Origin of the sequence: Megalodesulfovibrio gigas DSM 1382 = ATCC 19364 (assembly GCF_000468495.1) — a bacterium.
Taxonomy (GTDB): Bacteria; Desulfobacterota; Desulfovibrionia; order Desulfovibrionales; family Desulfovibrionaceae; genus Megalodesulfovibrio; species Megalodesulfovibrio gigas.
This window is the reverse complement of the sequence record NC_022444.1, coordinates 1,208,023-1,225,303: the sequence shown is the minus strand read 5'-3', so window position 1 is coordinate 1,225,303 and position 17,281 is coordinate 1,208,023. Positions and strand designations below refer to the sequence as shown.

Below are 17,281 nucleotides of genomic sequence, written 5' to 3'. Positions count from 1 at the left end.
TTTCTGCGCCGCCGGGGAAGCTGCGAGCAGGTTCCCCGGCGAACCTCCCCCTTGGCTGCCGGCGGCAAGGCGTGGTATACACCACCAACCAGCCAACCCCGACAACACACCTGCTCCAACCAGCGTGAGGGAGGACTCATGGACAACATCCCCGTGTTCAACTGCAAAAATGCGGATGACGTGCTCAAGGCCGTCAAGGAAAACAACATCAGCTTCGTGCAATTCTGGTTCGTGGACATCCTGGGGATGCTCAAGAGTTTCCAGATCACGCCCAACGAGCTGGAAGCCGCCTTCGAGGAAGGCATGGGCTTTGACGGTTCCTCCATCCTGGGCTTCACCCGCATTGAGGAATCGGACATGGTGGCCTGGCCGGACCCCACCACCTTCCAGATTGTGTCCTGGCGGCCGTCCGACCGGCCTGTGGCCCGCGTGTTCTGCGACATCAAAACTCCCGACGGCAAGCCCTACGAGGCAGACAGCCGCTATGTGCTCAAGCGCATCCTGGAGAAGGCCGCAGCCAAGGGCTACACCTATTACGTGGGGCCCGAGCTGGAATTCTTCCTCTTTGCCTCGCCCAAGTGCCCGGAAATTCTGGATCAGGGCGGCTACTTCGATGCCCCGCCCCTGGACCTGGCCAACGATGTGCGGCGCGACATCATTTTCAATCTGCAAGCCATGGGCATTGCAGTGGAATACTCTCACCACGAAGTCGCACCCTCGCAGCATGAAATCGACCTGCGCTACAAGGAAGCCCTGGCCATGGCCGACACGGCCGTGACCTATCGCGTGGTGGTCAAGGAAGTGGCCAGAAAACACGGCTGCTACGCCACCTTCATGCCCAAGCCCCTGTTTGGCGAAAACGGCTCGGGCATGCATGTGCATCAGAGCCTGTTCAAAAACGGGCGCAACGCCTTCTTCGACGCCGGCGCGGAATTCAATCTCTCCGGGGACTGCAAGGCCTACATCGCCGGCCTGCTGAACCATGCGCCGGAACTGGTCTGCGTGACCAACCAGTGGGTCAACAGCTACAAGCGTCTGGTGCCGGGCTACGAAGCCCCGGTGTACATCGCCTGGGCCAACCGCAACCGCTCGGCCCTCATCCGCGTGCCCATGTACAAGCCCGGCAAGGAAGCCGCCACGCGCATCGAACTGCGCTGCCCGGACCCGGCCGCCAACCCGTACCTGTGCTTCGCCGTCATGCTGGCCGCAGGGCTCAAGGGCATCGAGGACGGTTACACCCTACCCAACCCCGTGGAAGAAAACATCTTCCACATGCAGGAAGACGACCTCTCCAAGCACGGCATTACCAGCCTGCCCGGCTCCCTGTACGAGGCAGCCATGAACCTCAAGCATTCCCAATTGATGAAGGAAGTCTTGGGCGACCACCTGCACACCCAGCTGGTTGCCAACAAAATGAAGGAATGGGACGCCTACCGTACCCACGTGTCGGAATTCGAGATCGACAAGTACCTGCCCATTCTGTAAGGCGCGGTTCCACATTCTGCGCAGGCGTTGCGAGGGGGAGAGTACTTGTTATTTCAAGTGCTCTCCCCTTTCCTGTGTTTACGCCAAGGGCTCCCAAACCAGTTGCGACGGGGAACCCGCGCGCGAAGGGGCATCCCGCAGTTACGGCCAGTTATTCAAAAAGTGACAGGCGTCGCCGAACCACTTGGCCGCTCTGTCCAGATGATCTCCGGAGCTGCGCAGCCGCCAGGGGTTTTTGTCCGATTCGTAAAGGCCCCCGGCGTTGTACGCGGCGGCCACCAGAATGGGATCGCTCCCTGTCTTGTCCCAACGAATCTTGATTTCCGCGGTGCCGATATCGATGTTCACCCGCGGATCATACAGGGGCAGCGCCTGGGGAGCGGTGGCCGGTTGTTCCTGGATGTGTGGGGCGATGGCATGGGCATCGTACGGCAGCTTCATGGCCGTAATGACCCATCGGGCGGTACTGGCCAGGGTCTGCATCGGGCCGGCGCTGTAGTCGCCAGTGTCGATCTGCCCGCCGATGCTCACCTCGACATGGGGCTCCCAGCGAAATGTTGTTGGACCAGTAAATCCCTGGTTGCGAGCTGCCGCGCTTTCCGTGGCAATGGTCATGAGGATAAGCTGAGGACAGATCTGGTATTTCTTCGAGGCCTCAAGAATGTACTCGCCGTACAGCGCCATGATGGCCGGGATGGTGACCAGCCTGCCCGGGGTGCGCAGCGGCTCAGCCGGGGAGCCATCCGCGCACAGATACACGCCGTTGACATCATAACGCCAGGATCTGCCGCCGAACATGCTATGGCAATCCGCCTTGCCGCACGTCAGGCCTTCTTCGACTTCCAGCAAATCCGCCGCATTGGCCAGGGGAGGCCTATCCTGGTCGGTGGCAGGCGGCACAGGGGCGGGAGGAGATCCGGTCCATTGTTGGATGTGCCAAGTCAGGTTCACGGCCCAAGAAGCATCGCCTTGCGGCGGATAGCTGCCGGCTTTGAGCTCGGCCATGGAGTCCTTCCACTGCACATGGGGCATTTCCCAGCTAAGCACCTCCAGCCCCAGGGCCTGCGCTTGGGCTCGCATGCGCTTCCACGAATCCGCCGCCGCGCCGCTGGCAGCCCAGCTCCAGCCGGCATCCGTCTTGAGCACAATGTCTGCGGCAAGCCCATACTGATGAAAGGATTCCCAGGCCCGGGCATTGGTCACCACGGCACCGGGCCGCGTCCGGCCTTGGGCATGCAGCCAGGCTTGCCGCGCCGGCGAACGGAACCCCTCGAACAAGGCAAAGGGGAGTTTCTCGCTCTTGCACCACTCCAGCAATGCCTGCACGGCCTCGCGAAACAATGGATGAAGTTTGGCAGTGTCCCGATCAACAAGTTCAGGCGTAACACCAACGAGCACTTTCATAAGCTCCTCACTTTTTCCGCCATATTAGCACATGGTTCGCTTTATGCAATAGATCCATGCAATTCCATGATGGATAGCAAGCATTCCTGAACCACAATATTTTGTTTTTATTTATTAATAAATTAATTATTATCCCGAGCACGTCGCCGGCGGGACAGCAAAAAGAACAGCCCCCCGCCACAGGCGAGGGGCTGCCTCAATGCATGCATGCCAGGTGAATACCGCCGGGCTACACCGGCTGCGCCGCGAACTGCTTGCGCTGGGTCAGGAACAGGGCCAGGGAGCCCACAGCCACGGCGATGCCCACCCCGGTGGAGATGTCCATGGGCAGGTTGAAGCCAATCTTGGCGAAGCACAGGTAGGTCACGGTCACGCAGGTCATGAACGTGGCCGGCAGGGTGGCCAGCCAGTGGATCATGCCGCGGCGGACCAGATACGCGGCCGCAGCCCAGAGCACCACCGTGGCCAGGGTCTGGTTGGCCCAGCCGAAGTAGCGCCAGATGATGTCAAAGTTCACCTGGGAGAGCGCCGCGCCCACCACGAACAGCGGCACCGCGATGATCAGGCGGTTGATGTTCGCCTTTTGGGAATAGCCGAATACGTCGGCAATGGTCAGCCGGGCGGACCGGAAGGCCGTGTCGCCAGAAGTGATGGGCAGCACCACCACGCCCAGGATGGCCAGAATGCCGCCCACGGGACCCATGAGGGTGATGGAGACGTCATTGACCACCTTGCCCGGGCCGCCGGCCGTCAGCGCGGCGTTCAGGGCCTCAGGGGTCTGGTAGAAGCTCATGCCCAGGGTGGCCCAGATGAGGGCGATGATCCCTTCGGCAATCATGGCGCCATAAAACACGGGGCGGCCGCAGTTTTCATTCGGCACGCAGCGGGCCATCATGGGCGACTGCGTGGCGTGGAACCCGGAAATGGCCCCACAGGCGATGGTGATAAACATCAGCGGCCACAGGGGCAGGCCCGTGGGGTGCTGATTGGCAAAGTGGGCCGAAGGATAGAACTCGTAGCCGCCGACAATCATCGCGCCCGTCAGCCCCACGGCCATGACGATCAGGATGACAGCGAACAGCGGATAGATGCGGCCGATGATCTTGTCCACCGGCAAAATGGTGGCCATAAAATAGTAGGCGAAAATGATGAGCACCAGCGTCAGCAGGTCGATGCCTGTCATGCTGGCCAACAGCTTGGCCGGCCCGGTGACGAACACCACGCCCACCAGCAGCAGCAGGATCACCGAGAAGTAACGCATGAAATGCTTGAAGCCGTTGCCCAGGTTGGCGCCCACCACATCAGGGATGGACTTGCCTTCGTGGCGCACGGAGAGCATGCCGGAGAAGTAATCGTGCACGCCGCCGGCGAAAATGGAGCCCAGCACGATCCACACCAGCGCCCACGGCCCGTACAGTGCGCCCAGAATGGGTCCAAAGACCGGCCCCAGCCCGGCGATGTTCAGCAACTGGATCATGAAGATCTTCCAGGGCTTCATCTTCACGAAGTCCACACCATCGGCCATGGTGCAGGCGGGCGTGTCCTTGCAGTTGTCGGCCCCGAACATGCGTTCGATCACCCGGCTGTAGATGGCATAGCCGCCAATCAGCACCGCGACGCTCAAAAAGAAATACATAACCGATGGCATGGTGGTTCTCCTGTCGTTGTGCCCTGGAGTCGGCAGGGCGAGAATTCTGGAGACCACAAACCATGCATGCGACGGTGTGACAATCCCCCGGCGCGCGAGATGTCATTTTTGACGGCTGAACCGTGCGCTGGGCTGCGTGAAATGCATCACAAGAACGGCAAGAGAGGACATCTCTCCCAAAAAGGACGCGGGGGAAGGACCTTTCTTTAGCGCACGTTTTTTGAAAAGAACCCTCGGGGGAAAACCTTTCNGCGAGAGGGGAGAACCTTTTGCAAAAGGTTTCCCCCCTCGCAATATCTTTTTTCAAACTTAAAATGCTCTAGAAAGGTTTCCCCCGCGCACCATTGCAGAAACAGGGCTTACTTGCCTTGCCGTTCCTTTTTGAGCCCGACGCCGATGCGCCAGCAGTCGCCCACGGGCTCGGGCCGGAGGCCCCAGTATTTGCGGCTGCTCATGTCGAAGAGCAGGGGACGGATCTTCGACAGGTCCAGTTTGCCGTCGGTCAGGGCGTCCTCACGGGCGTGGGTTTCCACGATCTCGCCAATGAAGACGTGATAGCCCTTGACCTCATAGGTATCCACCAGCTGGCATTCCATGCACACCGGGCATTCCTCGATCATGGGCGCGGCGGGAAGCTCGCCGTAGAACAGGGTGAACAGGGAGGACTTGTCCTCCTTTGCCCCGGAAACCACGCCGCAGAAGTCGGTCTCGCGGATCAAATCTTCCGAAGGGACGTTGATGCTGAACTGCCCGTGCTCGCGGATGCCCTGGGGGGTGAAGTGCCGCCGGGCCATGGCCACGGAGATGAGTTCCCGCGCCCCTTCCGCGCCGGGGCCGTAGTTCAGGATGCCGATGTGGGCAATGGTGTTGAAGTTCGGTCTGCCATTGACCATGGCCCCCACCAGCACCGTGGGGGTGGGATACAGGGCGTTGACGCCGCCGAGTCTGGTTCGCATGGGGAGCTGCTCCTTGAAAAAAAGATGAATGCGGACAAGGGAAACCTGATTTCCGGCCCTGGCGGTTACGCCGCGGCCAGTCGGGGAATGCGGAAGTGGATGCGTGTGCCCTGGCCCGGCGCGCTGTGGATGCGCATGGCGTAGGACGGGCCGAAGAGCTGCACCAGCCGCTGGTTGCAGTTGCGGGCACCCACGCCCTCGCTCAGGGATTCGGGACCGTCGGCCCTGAGGATGGAGCGCAACACGTCGGGGCTCATGCCGGTGCCGTCGTCCTCCACGAGCACGGCGAGGTGATCCTGGCCGTCCTGCCGGGCCACCAGACGGATGGCTCCGCCCTCGGTACGGCGCAGAATGCCGTGTCGCACCCCGTTTTCCACCAGGGGCTGGATGAGCAAGGGCGGCACGGGCCAGTCCTCCAGGTCCGGGTCAACCTGGAACTCCATCTGGATGCGCTCGCCGAACCGGGCCTGCTCGATCATCAGATAACACCGCACCTGCTCCAGTTCCTCGCGCAGGGGGATGAGGCCGCGGCTGGAATCCAGGTTCCGACGCATATAGTTGGAGAGGTCCAGGATCAGTTCCCGGGCCTGGGCCGGGTCCGTACGGCAGAAGGAGGCCACGGTGTTCAGGGAGTTGAACAGGAAATGCGGGTTGATCTGCGCCTGCAGCCGGCGGATCTCCGCATGGGCCAACAGCTGATTCTTCACGCCGATGTCTTCCAGCTCGATCTGCGTGGAAAAAAGATTGGCCAGCCCCTTGGCCACCTCGAACAGCGTCTTGTTCAGGGGCTGCATGCGTGCGCCGTAGAGCTTGAGGCAGCCCAGAATGCGTTCGCCTTTGAACAGGGGCACGATGATGGCGCTGTGCAACGGGCAGCCCGGATGCCGGCAGCCTATCTCCTCCTGCTGTGTCAGAAACATGGGCGTGCCTGTGCGGATGGCCCGCCGGGTGGCATCGGTACGCACGGGTTCGCCAGCCAGATGATGATCCGACCCCTCGCCCAGGTGGGCCAGCACGGTATCCAGATCGGTCACGGCCACGGCAGCCGCGCCGGTTTCCTTCTTGATGATGGCCGCCGTGGCGGCGGCGGATTCCAGGGTCAGGCCGCGGCGCAGGTGCCCCACGGTCTGGTTGGCGACGGACAACAGGGTGGGCGCCTGGGCCGATTCGCGCATGTCGCGCCAGTGCATTTGCAACCGCAAGGCCTGGATGATGAGGGCCGCGCCGATGGAATTGATGAGGATCATGGGCACGCCGATCACCCGCACCAGATCCAACGCATCGGCAAAGGGCCGCGCCAGGGCCAGCACCAGGCCCATGTGCATGGTTTCCCCCAGCATGCACAGCCCCAGGGCCGCCCGCCAGTCCAGGCGCAGGGCAGGATAGCGCATGGCGAAGAGCCCCGCCCCCAGCCCCTCCAGCAACGTGGCCAGCCCGCAGGGAAAGGCGCTGAAGCCGCCCACATCGATAAGATACCGATGCCCGCCGGCAATGAGCCCGGCCAGGCCGCCCACCACGGGCCCGCCGAACAACCCCGCCGCAATGACGCCCATGGCCCGCAGATTGGCGAAGGACTGGAACACCAGGTTGCCGCTGTACGTGCCCAGAATGCTGAACATGCCGAACAGGGCCGCCAGAAGCGCCATGGAGGCCACATCGGCGGGGCTCCACCGCCCGCTGCCCAGGCTCTGGGGCGCGCCCTCCCACTGCCGCTGCAGGCGGAGCTGGATCTTGTCCAGCGGGGCCAGCATCACCACAGCCAGGCCGCCGGCCAGCAGCAGCCCGAAACGCTGGGACAAGGTGACGAACAATTCCGGAATATGTGGCGGCAATTCCAGCATGCGGTCCTCACACCCCCAGCCGCAGCTTGAAATCCCGCACGCGGTTGCGACTGACGGTGATTTCGCTGCGTTCCTGGTCGTGCATCACCAGTTGATACTTTCCATTGAACCAGGGCGTGAATTCGGCAATGCGCTCCAGGTTCACCAGCACGGCCCGGCTGGCGCGAAAAAAGGGCAAGCCTTCCAGACGCTCTTCCAGCCTGCACAGGGTCTGCGGCCCATGGCAGACGAGCTTGCCGGCGTCGGTCATGGCCACCAGCCGGCGTTCCTCCGCCTCAATATAACTCACCTCGCGGGTATGGATGAGGGCGATGCGCCCCCCCTGGACCACGGCCAGCCGCTCCAGGGGGGCCAGCCGGTCCGCGAACCTGGGCGACTGGGAAGAGCCGGTCTCGCCCATGCGCTGGTGCAGCATATGCAAAAGCCGCTGCATGTCCGGGGCGTCTTCCTGCTCCTGCCCTGCGCCGGCACGCTGGCCCAGGCGCTGGCGGATCCGGTCCAGGCAGCGGGCCAGCCGCTCCGGAGCCACGGGCTTGAGCAGATAATCCACGGCGTTATGCTCAAAGGCACGGATGGCGTGCTGGTCGAAGGCCGTGATGAACACAAACAATGGCGGCTGGGGCATGGTCGCAGCAGTGGCAAGCACGTGGAAGCCGTCCTCGCCGGGCATCATGATGTCCTGGAACACCACGTCCGGCCGGTGGGACTCGATGCGCGCCAGGGCCTCCCGGGCCGATGCCGCCTCCAGGGCGGCCACGTCGGCATGGGCCGAAAGCAGATAGGCCAGCTCGTCCCTGGCTGGCCGTTCGTCGTCCACTATGAGCGCCGTCAACGTCATGCCGCCACCACCCCCCCGTTCTTGCGCAGCTCCTGGTGCCCGCCCCTTGGAGTAAAACCTCACTGCGGCCCTGTAAAGCCCGGGACGGGACGAATGCCCGGGAAAACGCCGGACGGTCTTGCAGGCACTCGCGTTTGCGTCTATGTTTCCCACAACTGGCTGCGTTGCGCAGCCCACTCCGGGGGAACATCCATGGCAGCCGACGACCACTTGGAAACACGCCAGTTTCTGACCTTTGTGCTGGAAGACGAGCTTTTTGCGCTCAACATCACCTCGGTGCGCGAGGTGCTGGAGTACACGTCCATCACCCGCATTCCCCGCACGTCGGAATACATGCGCGGCATCATCAATGTCCGCGGCAGCGCCGTGCCGGTCATCGATCTGAACCTGAAATTCGGCCGCAACAGAACGGTGCACTCCATCAACACCAGCATCATCATTGTGGAAGTGAACCTCGAAGGCGAGCTGACCACCATCGGCGCGCTGGCAGACTCGGTGCAGGAAGTCTTTGAGCTGCGCGACGATCAGATCGACCCGCCGCCGCGCATGGGCGCCAGCGTGAAGACGGATTTCATCATGGGCATGGGCAAGCACGAGGACAAATTCATCATGATTCTTGATGCAGACAAGATCTTCTCCATCGATGAAATCGCCGTGCTGCAGTAGCGGCCGCATATGCCCCTTATAGATCGCATCACCCGCGCGCCCCTGTGGCGTTCTCCCAGCCTGCCCTACGGCCAGCGGCAACTGGTGGTGGCCTGTTTCGAGTCCGAAATACCGCACCTGGCCACGGTCATCACCCCGCAAAACTGCCAGCAGATCGAACGCCTGGTGCTGTTCGATCATCACCCCGGCCTGCCGCGCGCCGTCGTGCTGGGCATGGAACACGGCGCACCGCGAAAAATCCCGGTGTCCGCCCCTGAGTCCCTGCGGCACCGCCCGCATTGCGAACTCATCTTCTTCAATTACTCCTACAACTACGAAAACCTCTCCGCCGGGCACGCCATTCTGGCCGGCCTCGGTTTTCCAACCTATCACGTGGCCATGCCCTATCTGTACAACGAAGGCCACCAGACCATCCACGCCCCCACCTATTACGAAGATCATCGCCCCGAGTTGGACGCGGCCTACGCCCTGCTGGAAGACGAGACCAGCCGCCAGGTATTCGCCTCGCGCATCCGCGCCCTGTGCACAGGCAATGTGGGATTCCTGCAGGTGGCGGACTATCCCCAATATGTTCATCCGCTGGTGCGGCCGCAGCAAGGGGATGTGGTCATTGATGGCGGAGTCTCCGCCGTCATCGGGGAGCAACAGGCCCTGCTGGCTGCCGTGGGAGACACGGGACGGGTGTTCGGGTTCGAGCCGGACCCCCAGGGGCATGCCGCGGCACAGCGGCAACTGGCCGCCCTCCCCGGGGCCAGCCGCTATACGTTGCTGCAACAAGGCTTGTGGCACGAGCAGACCACCGTGCGCTTCTCCCCTGCCGGCGTGGGGTCCCACGTGAGTGCCGGAACCGAGGCAGGCATTGCCGTGCAGATGACCACTGTGGACGCCGTGGCACAGGAATACGGCCTGCAGGACGTCCACTTCATCAAACTGGATGTGGAAGGCTCGGAATGCAACGCCATCCGGGGCGCGGCGGAGACCATCGCCCGGTGCAAGCCCAGGCTGGCGATTTCGGTGTACCACCGGCTGGAGGATCTGTACCGCATCCCGCAGCAGCTGCGGGCCATGGTCCCGGAGTATCGATTCCACCTGGGCCATCATCACCCGGTGTTGTTCGAAACCATCCTGTATGCCCGCCCTTCCGGCGCTTGCAAATGCTGACGCCGCCCTGGCATGTGGAAACCGTGGGGGCTGTGGCCGGCTTTCTGACCACCGTGGCGTTTCTGCCCCAGGCAGTGCAGACATGGCGCAGCAAGTCCGTGCGGGATATCTCCCTGACCAGCTATATCTGCCTGGTGTGCGGGGTGGGGCTGTGGCTGGTGTATGGGCTGCTCATCCACTCCTGGCCCATCATCATTGCCAACGGGGCAGGCCTGCTGCTGCAAGGCTCCATCCTGGCCATGAAGGTGCGCTACGGCCGGGCCTCGGCCACGGAGTAGGCGCCGCTCTTCTCTTTCGTCCCGGTGGCGGCCAGGGCGTCCTGAAGCATGCCCAGTTGCTCTGCCACAACTTTTTTGAATTCCTTCATGTACTTGTCAGGCAGGGACCCGCCCTTGATGTTCACCAGATTGGTGGGGTTGATCCACTTGCCGTCCTTCTTCATCCGGAAATCCAGGTGTGGTCCGGTGGAGAGCCCCGTGGAGCCCACATAGCCGATGACTTCCCCCTGCCGCACCCGGCCGCCGCGCGAAAGGCCTGAGGCGAAGCGGGAGAGGTGCAGGTACATGCTCTCGTACCCGCTCTGGTGCTTGAGCGAGACATAATTTCCGGCGCCGTTGCCCCACCCGTTGAAGGCCACCACGCCATCAGCCACAGCCATGACCGGCGTGCCCTTGGGTGCGCCGTAATCCACCGCCGGATGCGGCCGGACCACGCCGGTGACCGGGTGCCGCCGGGCCATGGAAAAGCCGGAAGTCACCCGCGTGAAGGCCAGGGGGGCCTTGAGAAACGACTTGCGCAGGGAATTGCCCTCGGCATCGTAATACGTGGCTTTTCCAGTTTCGTCATGAAACAGGAAGCCGCGATATGTTTTGCCGTTGTTGACGAATTCCGCAGCCAGCACGTCGCTGTACCCCGCCAGGGCGCTGTCCAGAAAACGCTTCTTGATGAGCACGCGAAAGGAATCGCCCTCGCGGATGTCGCGCAGGAAATCCACATCGCAGGAGAAAATTTCCGCCAGCCGCAGGGCGATTTCCGGCTTCTCCCCCATGCGCTCCACAGCCCCGAACAGACTGGAGCGGATCTCCCCGGCCAGGGCCTCGGTCTTCACGTCGTAGACGATGGGGATACGGCCGGCGGCGAAATCGTCCCCCTTGCGTTCCACCACAAGCAGGCCCTTGTCGTCCTCTTCGTACACGAACTGCTGCAGCAACCCGCCCACGGTGGTGATGCGATACGTCTTGCCCACGCGCAATGACGCCACATTGAAAAGCCCCTTGCAGGCGCTGGTGAATTTTTCCAGTTCACCCGCCCCGATATAGGGGTTGAGCAGGATGGAGAGGGTATCGCCAGGGTTGACCATGTCCTCAATCAGGCAGGGGGCACGAGGATCCGCAGGCGCCTGCTGCAGCAGGGGCTCGGGCGGGTCGGCAAGGACCAACTCGTCCTGCGGCAATTCACCCCGGGGAACTTGCGGCTGGGTCAGGATGGCAGGCGGCGGGCACGAGCCCCCCCCGCCCCCCTGCCGCGCCAGATGCGGCACCGGCAACGAACCCAACTCCTCGGGCTCGGGCATGGTCACCACCTCGCCCTCTTCCAGCGGCTCGTGGATGGGATCCTCAAACAGGGCGAACAACGGGATGGTAGGCAAGGGGACGCCGTAAAACAGCACAAAAGCGAGACACGCCACCAACCCAAGACGCTTCTTTCCGCGCATGGGTTCCCGGACGGGGCCGCTGCCAGCCATCCGGGGCAATTTGGAACGAAACCGGGGGGTGCGAACGATGGCCGGGTGCGGCGGGCGTCTCAGCAACTGCGTCCTCCTGCATTGTGCTGGAACATCAAGACGGCGCTTCCGTCACCAGGAAGCGGGGCAAGGAGTACTCCCGTCAGGGTATGGGAACATTCCTCATTTGTCCAGATTGTTAAATCCAGTTTACATTTTTTTTAGAGTGTGCTGGATACGTTCGGCCCCCCGGAATCCAGGGGGGAAGATGAAAAAAAATTAGGCATTATTTCAGCATATTAACGTCTTGGCACCGCTTTTCGTGTGTGCTATACAACTACATTGCGCCACTGCCCGCGCGCGCCGCTTTTGGCAGGCACTGCGGGCGGCGTTCCGCTGTGTTCGCGTCGGCAATACAACCCAGACTGGTCGGACTGTTGTGAAGAGTTCCCTGCGTCAGCATCTGTCCCAGCGCTGCCCGGAGCACGAGCTGCGGCAATGGTTCGACCCGTTGCGCATCGCCGCCGAGGAAGACGAAAAACGCCTGATGGTGACGTTTCCCCACGGCTTTTTTGCAGACTGGTTTCGCACCACGGTCCAGGATTTTTTCGAGGCGGCCATCTCCCAGTTTCTGGAGCCGGGCTACACGGTGGAGTACACCATCGGCAACGCCACGGCCACTGGCCCACAGGTCAGCGCAGCCAGCCCCTCGCCCACGCGTATGGATTTTCCGTTTGGCCGCGAGTTCACCTTCGAGACGTTCATCAGCAACAAGAAGAATTACTTCCCGGTGGCATCGGCCAAGTCCGTGGCCAAGAACCAGGACGCTGCCTACAACCCGTTTTGCATCTGCGGGGACTCGGGTTCCGGCAAAACCCACCTCATGCGGGCCATCGCCAACGAGGTGAGCAAGACCTGCGACAAGGAGCAGATCTTCTTCGGGGCCACGGAGGATGTGGCCTCCCTGGTGGCCACCGCCCGCCGCGAAGGGGGCCAGCCCCGCCAGGTGTTGCAGCCGTACCGCTACCTGTTCGTGGACGATTTCCACCGCGTGCGGGACAACTTCACGCTGCAGGAAGAGTTCATCCAGATTTTCGACGCCTTCCACAACAGCCGCCGGCAGATGGTCTTCAGCTGTCCGGAGAAGGTCACCGCCAGCGACTACCTGCTGCCTGCCCTCAAGTCCCGCCTGGAATGGGGGCTGGTGGTCCTGCTGGCCCGCCAGGATGTGGACATCCGTGCCCGCTACATCCAGCGCATGTGCGACGCCAAGAAGGTCCGCCTCACCAAGGAACAGATGCTCACCCTGGCCCAGCGGTTTGAGGACTTCCGATACCTCCAGGGCATCATGCTTAAGTTGTTTGCTTTCAGAGAGTTAGTCCACAGGGACATGCAGGACGAAGACTTTACCCGCATCCTGGAATATACTGAAAACCGGCCCGAAGGCCGGCTTTCCGCCGAAGAAATCCAGACCCGCGTGGCCGAGCACTTCGGGCTCACCGTGCGGGATCTGGTGAGCGACCGCCGTCAGCACCCCGTGGTGTTCGCCAGGCAGGTGGCCATGTACCTGTGCCGGGAACTCGCCGGCATCTCCTACCCTGGCCTGGGCCGGCTGTTCGGCGGCAAGGACCACTCCACCGCCATGTACGCCGTGCGCAAGGTGGCCAAACTCCAAAAAGAAAACAAGGATGTGCGCGCCATGATCACCCAGTTGAAGAAAAAATGTTCGTAACGTGTGCGCTCTTGTGCGCTGCCACGCCCCAAACGGCAGGTTGGCAGCCCAAAATGTGCGTATGTTCCCTTGGCGTGCCTTTTATTGTTCGTAATTTTTTCAATAAAATCAGCCTGATAACCGAGTCACGAACAAACCTTCAGGCCCCTCTTCTACAACAAGGGAGATCTCTATGAAAATAAGATGCTTTAAAGACGACATCATCGATGGCCTGCAGAAAGCCGCCGGGATCATCCCTTCCAAAACCGGCGCTGCCTATCTGCGCACCATCTGGATCAAGGCAGACGATGCCGCGGTGACCATCTACGCCACGGACACCAGCCTGGAATTCACCGGGAAGTATCCTGCCGAGGTCCTGGCGCCCGGCCTGGCCGGCGTGCAGGGCAAGGCGTTTGTGGATCTGGTCCGCAAGCTCCCGGCCGGCCCCTTGCAGCTCTCTCTGGACAGCGAAGGCAAGACCCTCTCCATTGAGCAGGGCTCCCGCCGGTACAAGCTGCCCACCAACGACGCCCAGTGGTTCCAAAACTACACCCCCTACCCTGCCGAAGGCTCCGTGCCCTGGGCCGGGGACTTCCTGCAGGAGCTGCTGGACCGCGTGGCCTTTTGCATCAGCGACGAAGACAGCATGGAGGCCATCGCCTGCCTGTCCCTCAAGAAGGCGCCGCTCAAGCCCGGCCAGTCCGCGGAAGATCCCGAGCTGGTGGTGGAAATTTGCGGGCTCAATGGCCACCAGTTCGCCATGATCCGCTTCCGCAACGACGAAATCCATTCCCTGATCCCCGACGAAGGCCTGCTGCTGCATCGCAAGTACGTCCAGGAGCTGCGCAAATGGCTGGCGGCAGACGCCTTTGAACTGGCCATTGAAGACCGCCGCCTGTTCTGCCAGTCCGGCGACGGCTCCGAGACCTTCAGCATGCCCATCGCCAGCTATCAGTACCCGGACTATTACAATTTCCTGGCCCGCCTGGCCGGGGAGAACACGTCCCGCCTGACGGTCAATCGTCAGGATCTGGCCGAAAGCCTGGACCGCCTCTCCATTTTCAACACCGAAACCAATCGCTGCGCGTTCTTCCACTTTGCCGACAAGGGCACCCTCACCCTCACAGCCCAGGGCCAGGACATCGGCTCCGCCACGGAGCAGCTGGACGTGACCTATCAGGGCGACCTCAAAAAGATCGCCTTCCCCACCAAGGGGCTGCTGGAGGTCCTGGCCCACTTTACCTCCAAGGAACTGGCGTTTGTTCTCACCGGCGCCGAGGGCCCCTGTGGTGTCACCGGCGTGGACGATCCTGAGTACACGGTGATCATCATGCCCATGAAAATCGTGGAAGAGACGTATTACAGCGAGGAAGAGGTTCGTTAAATGACGGATTCGCATAACACCGAGCCCCTGGCGCAGCCGGGTTCTCAGCCTGTGGGCCAGAAAGGCTACACGGCAGATTCCATCACCGTGCTGGAGGGCCTTTCGGCCGTCCGCAAGCGCCCGGCCATGTATATTGGCTCCACCGACGTGCGGGGCCTGCATCATCTGGTCTGGGAAGTGGTGGACAACGCCGTGGACGAAGCCATGGCCGGCTGGTGCACACACATCACCGTCAAGGTGCATGTGGACAATTCCATCACCGTGTCTGACAACGGCCGCGGCATTCCCGTGGACATCCACCCCAAGGAAGGCCGGCCGGCGGTGGAAGTGGTCATGACCGTGCTGCACGCCGGCGGCAAGTTCGACAACGACGCATACAAGGTGTCCGGCGGCTTGCACGGCGTGGGCGTGAGCGTGGTGAACGCCCTTTCGGAATACCTGGAAGTGTGGGTCCGGCGCGAGGGCAAGCGGCACCATCAGCGCTACGAGCGCGGCCGGCCAGTGACGGAGCTTGCCTGCGAAGGCAACTCGCCCAACCGTGGCACCACGGTGAAGTTCAAGCCCGACGAAGAAATCTTCGAAGTCATGGAATTCAACTATGACACGCTGAAGAAACGCTTCGAGGAACTGGCGTACCTGAACCGGGGCCTGCAGATTGAACTCATCGACGAACGCAGCGGCGAAAAAGCCGTCTTCAAGTTCGACGGCGGGGTGAAGCAGTTCGTCAAGGATCTGAATTCCGGCGACATGGGCGTGCACGCCCTGGTGTATGGCGAAGGCGAGGCCGAGCACATTACCGTGGAATTTGCCCTGCAGTACAATGCCGGGTACAAGGAAAACGTGCTCACCTTTGCCAACAACATCCGCACCAAGGAAGGCGGCACGCACCTGGTGGGGTTCAAGACGGCGCTCACACGGGCCATCAACGTCTACATCAAGAATTCGGACATCTCCAAGAAGCTCAAGCAGACCATCAGCGGGGACGACGTCAAGGAAGGCCTCACGGCGGTGGTCAGCGTCAAGGTGCCGCACCCGCAGTTCGAGGGCCAGACCAAAACCAAGTTGGGCAACAGCGAGGTAGCCGGGCTGGTGGCCTCCCTGGTGTATGACCGATTGAGCGTCTTTTTTGAGGAAAACCCCAAAGACGCAAAGTTGATTGTGGAAAAGGTTGTGGATTCCGCCCGCGCCCGCGAGGCTGCCCGCCAGGCCCGGGATCTGGTGCGCCGCAAGGGGGCCCTCTCCGACAATTCCCTGCCCGGCAAGCTCTGGGACTGCCAGGCCAAGGATCCCGCGGAAAGCGAGCTGTACATCGTGGAAGGGGACTCCGCCGGCGGCTCGGCCAAGGGCGGGCGCGATCCCAAGTTCCAGGCCATCCTGCCCCTGCGCGGCAAGGTGCTCAATGTGGAGCGCACGCGCTTTGACCGCATGCTGGCCAACAAGGAAATCCGCACCCTCATCCAGGCCCTGGGCGCGGGGATCGGCGAGGAGGACATGGACCTCGCCAAGCTGCGCTACCACAAGATCATCATCATGACCGACGCCGACGTGGACGGCGCGCACATCCGCACCCTGCTGCTCACGTTCTTCTTCCGCCAGTACGGCGAGCTCATCGAAAAGGGCTACCTGTACATCGCCCAGCCCCCGCTGTACCTCATCAAAAAGGGCAAGTCGGAAAAGTACATCAAGGACGATGACGCCATGCAGGCGTACCTCATGGACCGCCTGGCCACGGAACTGGTCATTGCCGGGGAAAACGGCACGGAGTTCGCCGGTGCGGCCTCCATCGATCTCTTGCAGCAAATCCGCCTCATCAAGCACAAGGCCGACGAAGCCGAGGGCATGGCCATCCACCTGCCCCTGTTCATGGCCCTGCTGAGCTTCCAGGAGCGCATCCAGCCCGCCTCGTTCCAGGAAATGGACATTGCCCTGCATCCCCTCGCCGCGCATCTGGAGACCCACGGCTACGCCCTGGACGCCCTGGACGAGGCAGACGAGCTGGAAACCCGGCGCTACCTCCTGGCCATGGATCAGAATGGGCATGCCACGCGCATTGGTATGGAATTCTTCGGCACCCGCATGTACCGCGCCGCCCACGAGGCCTACTGGGAGTTGCGCGCCAGAACCGGCGGCGCCAGCTACTTCCTGCGCCGGCGCGATCAGGACCCCGAACAGGCCCGGCCCATCGAGAACATGTTCCTGCTGCTGGCAGAGGTGTTCCAGGAGGCGCGCAAGGGCCTGGGCATCAAACGCTTCAAGGGCCTGGGCGAAATGAACGCCGAGGAACTCTGGGTCACCACCATGAATCCCGAGCACCGCACCCTGTTGCAAGTGAACGTGGAAGACGCCGAAGCCGCGGACGAAATCTTCTCCAATCTCATGGGCGAGAAGGTGGAGCCGCGCCGCCAGTTCATTGAGCGCAACGCCCTGATGGTGACGGAACTGGACATCTAACCGCAGGCACTGA

13 protein-coding genes are annotated in these 17,281 nt (G+C 62.2%); 7 read left to right on the top strand and 6 right to left on the bottom strand.

The window, feature by feature from the left end; genetic code table 11:
• Positions 1 to 138: 138 nt before the first annotated feature.
• Positions 139 to 1,485, top strand: coding sequence for a glutamine synthetase family protein (locus DGI_RS05465; RefSeq protein WP_021759783.1), 1,347 nt, complete (start codon positions 139 to 141; stop codon positions 1,483 to 1,485).
• A gap of 141 nt (positions 1,486 to 1,626) precedes the next feature.
• Here the strand turns inward: DGI_RS05465 and DGI_RS16985 are convergent, their stop codons facing one another.
• The 5 genes from DGI_RS16985 to DGI_RS05440 all read right to left on the bottom strand — a co-directional run bounded on the left by DGI_RS16985 (position 1,627) and on the right by DGI_RS05440 (position 8,172).
• Positions 1,627 to 2,889, bottom strand: coding sequence for a transglycosylase SLT domain-containing protein (locus DGI_RS16985; RefSeq protein ID WP_081696863.1), 1,263 nt, complete (start codon positions 2,887 to 2,889; stop codon positions 1,627 to 1,629).
• 229 nt (positions 2,890 to 3,118) lie between these two features.
• Positions 3,119 to 4,537, bottom strand: a complete 1,419-nt coding sequence (locus DGI_RS05455; protein WP_021759781.1) for a carbon starvation CstA family protein — start codon at positions 4,535 to 4,537, stop codon at positions 3,119 to 3,121.
• 359 nt (positions 4,538 to 4,896) lie between these two features.
• Positions 4,897 to 5,493 (bottom strand): flavin reductase family protein, encoded by a 597-nt coding sequence (locus DGI_RS05450; protein ID WP_021759780.1) that lies wholly within the window; start codon positions 5,491 to 5,493, stop codon positions 4,897 to 4,899.
• 65 nt (positions 5,494 to 5,558) lie between these two features.
• Positions 5,559 to 7,334 (bottom strand): LytS/YhcK type 5TM receptor domain-containing protein, encoded by a 1,776-nt coding sequence (locus DGI_RS05445; RefSeq protein ID WP_144284127.1) that lies wholly within the window; start codon positions 7,332 to 7,334, stop codon positions 5,559 to 5,561.
• 7 nt (positions 7,335 to 7,341) lie between these two features.
• Positions 7,342 to 8,172, bottom strand: coding sequence for a LytR/AlgR family response regulator transcription factor (locus DGI_RS05440; RefSeq protein WP_021759778.1), 831 nt, complete (start codon positions 8,170 to 8,172; stop codon positions 7,342 to 7,344).
• A gap of 192 nt (positions 8,173 to 8,364) precedes the next feature.
• Between DGI_RS05440 and DGI_RS05435 the strand changes: the two genes are divergently transcribed.
• From DGI_RS05435 to DGI_RS05425, 3 genes are read left to right on the top strand one after another with little or no spacing between them, the layout of a single operon-like run.
• Entirely contained in the window at positions 8,365 to 8,838 is a 474-nt protein-coding gene (locus DGI_RS05435; protein WP_021759777.1) for a chemotaxis protein CheW, read from the top strand.
• Positions 8,839 to 8,847: 9 nt separating this feature from the next.
• Entirely contained in the window at positions 8,848 to 9,999 is a 1,152-nt protein-coding gene (locus DGI_RS16980) for an FkbM family methyltransferase (RefSeq protein WP_021759776.1), read from the top strand.
• Positions 9,993 to 10,277: a SemiSWEET transporter gene (locus DGI_RS05425; protein ID WP_021759775.1), complete on the top strand. Its 285-nt coding sequence runs from the start codon at positions 9,993 to 9,995 to the stop codon at positions 10,275 to 10,277. The genes DGI_RS16980 and DGI_RS05425 overlap by 7 nt, the downstream gene beginning before the upstream one ends.
• Here the strand turns inward: DGI_RS05425 and DGI_RS05420 are convergent.
• Positions 10,250 to 11,713 carry a M23 family metallopeptidase gene (locus tag DGI_RS05420; RefSeq protein ID WP_144284126.1) on the bottom strand — a complete coding sequence of 488 codons (1,464 nt, stop codon included), beginning with the start codon at positions 11,711 to 11,713 and terminating at the stop codon, positions 10,250 to 10,252. The two genes, DGI_RS05425 and DGI_RS05420, sit on opposite strands and share 28 nt — an antisense overlap.
• 448 nt (positions 11,714 to 12,161) lie before the next feature.
• Here DGI_RS05420 and DGI_RS05415 point away from each other — a divergent pair, with 448 nt between their 5' ends.
• From DGI_RS05415 to gyrB, 3 genes are all read left to right on the top strand, one after another.
• On the top strand, positions 12,162 to 13,454 hold the full coding sequence (locus tag DGI_RS05415) for a DnaA ATPase domain-containing protein (protein ID WP_027193157.1): 1,293 nt from the start codon (positions 12,162 to 12,164) through the stop codon (positions 13,452 to 13,454).
• Between the two features lie 172 nt (positions 13,455 to 13,626).
• Entirely contained in the window at positions 13,627 to 14,817 is a 1,191-nt protein-coding gene (gene dnaN, locus DGI_RS05410) for a DNA polymerase III subunit beta (RefSeq protein WP_021759772.1), read from the top strand.
• The gene (gene gyrB, locus DGI_RS05405; protein WP_081696862.1) at positions 14,818 to 17,268 is read left to right on the top strand and encodes a DNA topoisomerase (ATP-hydrolyzing) subunit B; all 2,451 of its coding nucleotides are present in this window, start codon (positions 14,818 to 14,820) and stop codon (positions 17,266 to 17,268) included.
• The last annotated feature ends 13 nt before the right edge of the window (positions 17,269 to 17,281 follow it).

Bases quoted from the DNA above. Each gene is read 5' to 3' on its own strand.
- DGI_RS05420 (WP_144284126.1), bottom strand. From the start codon at position 11,713: ATGCGCGGAAAGAAGCGTCTTGGGTTGGTGGCGTGTCTCGCTTTTGTG.
- DGI_RS05455 (WP_021759781.1), bottom strand. From the start codon at position 4,537: ATGCCATCGGTTATGTATTTCTTTTTGAGCGTCGCGGTGCTGATTGGC.
- DGI_RS05450 (WP_021759780.1), bottom strand. From the start codon at position 5,493: ATGCGAACCAGACTCGGCGGCGTCAACGCCCTGTATCCCACCCCCACG.
- DGI_RS16985 (WP_081696863.1), bottom strand. From the start codon at position 2,889: ATGAAAGTGCTCGTTGGTGTTACGCCTGAACTTGTTGATCGGGACACT.
- DGI_RS05435 (WP_021759777.1), top strand. From the start codon at position 8,365: ATGGCAGCCGACGACCACTTGGAAACACGCCAGTTTCTGACCTTTGTG.
- gyrB (WP_081696862.1), top strand. From the start codon at position 14,818: ATGACGGATTCGCATAACACCGAGCCCCTGGCGCAGCCGGGTTCTCAG.
- DGI_RS05445 (WP_144284127.1), bottom strand. From the start codon at position 7,334: ATGCTGGAATTGCCGCCACATATTCCGGAATTGTTCGTCACCTTGTCC.
- DGI_RS05440 (WP_021759778.1), bottom strand. From the start codon at position 8,172: ATGACGTTGACGGCGCTCATAGTGGACGACGAACGGCCAGCCAGGGAC.
- DGI_RS16980 (WP_021759776.1), top strand. From the start codon at position 8,848: ATGCCCCTTATAGATCGCATCACCCGCGCGCCCCTGTGGCGTTCTCCC.
- dnaN (WP_021759772.1), top strand. From the start codon at position 13,627: ATGAAAATAAGATGCTTTAAAGACGACATCATCGATGGCCTGCAGAAA.
- DGI_RS05465 (WP_021759783.1), top strand. From the start codon at position 139: ATGGACAACATCCCCGTGTTCAACTGCAAAAATGCGGATGACGTGCTC.
- DGI_RS05425 (WP_021759775.1), top strand. From the start codon at position 9,993: ATGCTGACGCCGCCCTGGCATGTGGAAACCGTGGGGGCTGTGGCCGGC.